Annotated in this window: 4 protein-coding genes; 2 read left to right on the plus strand and 2 right to left on the minus strand. The window is 64.2% G+C overall.

The window, feature by feature from the left end:
- Nucleotides 1-784: LysR family transcriptional regulator (locus tag WEB61_RS11660; RefSeq protein ID WP_368064502.1), on the minus strand; the 784-nt coding region annotated here is incomplete at its 3' end.
- A gap of 116 nt (nt 785-900) precedes the next feature.
- On the opposite strand from WEB61_RS11660, the gene WEB61_RS11665 reads away from it, so the two are divergent.
- Nucleotides 901-1,212 (plus strand): putative quinol monooxygenase, encoded by a 312-nt coding sequence (locus WEB61_RS11665; protein ID WP_368064503.1) that lies wholly within the window; start codon nt 901-903, stop codon nt 1,210-1,212.
- Between the two features lie 9 nt (nt 1,213-1,221).
- Nucleotides 1,222-1,725, plus strand: coding sequence for a rhodanese-like domain-containing protein (locus WEB61_RS11670; RefSeq protein WP_368064504.1), 504 nt, complete (start codon nt 1,222-1,224; stop codon nt 1,723-1,725).
- 29 nt (nt 1,726-1,754) lie between these two features.
- Here the strand turns inward: WEB61_RS11670 and WEB61_RS11675 are convergent, their stop codons facing one another.
- Nucleotides 1,755-2,153, minus strand: a complete 399-nt coding sequence (locus WEB61_RS11675; protein ID WP_368064505.1) for a RidA family protein — start codon at nt 2,151-2,153, stop codon at nt 1,755-1,757.
- Nucleotides 2,154-2,261: the final 108 nt, after the last annotated feature.

A 2,261-nucleotide genomic window follows, 5' to 3' on the forward strand; every position in this document is an offset into this window, starting at 1 on the left:
GCAACTCCTCCCGATAGAGCAAGCTGAACCGTCCTCGTTTCGAGGGCAGATGCGGGATCGGAACGAGAGAGCCCTCTTCCAGTTCGCGGCGGGCAAGTTCGGCCATGATCACGGCCAGACCCTGACCGGATTTCGCGGCGGACATCGCATCGCCCATGCTGGAGACCGTCACACGGCGCCTGGAGACGCGCGCCAGCGCGGGCGGCAACAGCGCCCAGGCGTTGCGCGCGTAGTCGTAGTCGATGCGCGGGACCGCCCTGAACAGATCGACGATGTCGTCGCGCAGCAGGCCCGGCGCGCACACGGCCATCAAGCGAACATCCATCAGCGGGTGCGACACCCAGCCCGGGCGCCGCGCGCGCCCGTACTGGACGATCGCGTGGTAGCGACTTTGCGGCGAAGGCGCGAGCGCGAGCGATATTTCGAGACGGGCGCTCCGCTTTTGCCTGTAATAGGCATCGAGATTGGGCAGCAGCAACGACGTGCCGAAGAGCGGTGTGACGCCCACGATCAGACGTTTGTCGTCGGGGCCCGCCTGGAATGCATTCACCTCGTCGACGATCGACCTGGCTTTCGACAGCAACCGGCCGCCGAGGGAGGTGAGCGCAATCCGGCGCGTGCCGCGCACGAACAAGGGCGCGCCACAAAAGCCTTCGAGGCTCTTGATCCGGTGGCTTATCGCCGAGGCCGTCACGTTCAATTCCCGGGCGGCGGCGAGAAAGCTCAAATGCCGGCCGGCGGCTTCAAACGCCTCAAGCGCCTGCATGGAAGGAAGGTTTGTCACTTTTTCCAGCCTATGGTTGAAAATTATTAATCCATAAGAACAGCGGATTCAATTGTCAACATGACGGATCGTTTCGACACTGGCGAGGATTTCACAACGGCCCCGGAGAACGGTCCATGCCCTCGAACGATCCATCGGCGCCTTCCGTTTGCGTCATCGTTATCGCCCGCGCGCGCGACGGCCGGCGTCGGGACGTTCTTGCCGCCTTCAAGCGCAGCAAATCCCTGATGGCGCAAACCGCCGGGTGTCTCAGGTTCGATGTCCATTACGGCATCGACGATCCGAAGACCGTCATGGTCCATGAAGTATGGCAATCGATCGCGCAGCACCGGGAGGCGTTCAGCCAGGTGACCGGCTCGGCGGCGTTCTCCGAATTTCGAAAGCTTCTCGAAAGCGATCTCGCGCTTTCCTATTTTCACGAAGCGTGAGCGCCTATCATGATCAGACTTGTTCTCTCCCTCCTCGCCGCCCTGTCGATCGGCACGGCCGTTCATGCGACCGAGCCTGCGACGATCGATGAGGTGGTCGCCGCGGCGACAAGCGATATGGATTATGTCGACAGCGCCTATCTGAAGAACCGGCAGGCCCAAAACGCGGACCTGCTGCTTCTGGATGTGCGCACGCAACGCGAATACGACGCCGGGCATATTCCGGGATCGGTCTGGATGGAACGCGGTATCGTCGAATTTCGCATGGCGCGCATGGTTCGCGATGCGGATGCCGAGATCGTGGTCTATTGCGCGGTCGGCAACAGATCCGCGCTTGTCGTCAAGGCGCTGCGGGAGATCGGATACCGAAACGTGAAGGCGCATACGGGTTTCAACGCGTGGGTCACGGCGGGCAACGCGTATGAAAACGATCTCGGCCGTTCGACGATGATCGAGCTGCGCGCGATCAACGCCGCAACGAATGCGCGGCCGATGGCGGGAGCGTCCGACTGAGCCGCCGACCGGCAGCCGGGGACCGGCGGTCAGGCCTTCGCCGGAATGCGGGCGATCACCTTGATTTCGAAGTCGAAGCCGGCGAGCCAGTTGACGCCGACGGCGGTCCAGCTCGGATAGGGCGGCGCGGGGAAGGCCTGTTGCTTGGCGGCCATGACGGCGTCGAACTGGTTTTCGGGATCGGTGTGGAAGGTCGTCACGTCGACGATGTCGTCGAAGCCGCAACCGGCCGCTGCGAGCGTCGCTTCCAGGTTGGCGAAGGCGAGCTCGACCTGGCGCGCGAAATCCGGCTCAGGGCTCCCGTCGGTGCGGCTGCCGACCTGGCCGGAGACGAAAAGCAGATCGCCGGAGCGGACCGCCGCCGAATAGCCATGCGCCTCGTAGAGGGCGTGGCGGCCGGCGGGGAATACGGCGTCGCGTGCGGGCATGGCGGGGTTCCTTTCGTCGCGCGCGGTGGGGGGCGCTTGCGCGGCGATGGGACGCCGCCGGTCCCTTCATATTGGACGGCCATGGCCGGAAGGCAAGGCATGGGCCGG

Source organism: Parvibaculum sp. (assembly GCF_040882025.1).
In the GTDB taxonomy this organism is placed as follows: Bacteria; Pseudomonadota; Alphaproteobacteria; order Parvibaculales; family Parvibaculaceae; genus Parvibaculum.

Coding starts and splice junctions, on each gene's coding strand:
- WEB61_RS11675 (WP_368064505.1), bottom strand. CDS start 2,153: ATGCCCGCACGCGACGCCGTATTCCCCGCCGGCCGCCACGCCCTCTAC.
- WEB61_RS11665 (WP_368064503.1), top strand. CDS start 901: ATGCCCTCGAACGATCCATCGGCGCCTTCCGTTTGCGTCATCGTTATC.
- WEB61_RS11670 (WP_368064504.1), top strand. CDS start 1,222: ATGATCAGACTTGTTCTCTCCCTCCTCGCCGCCCTGTCGATCGGCACG.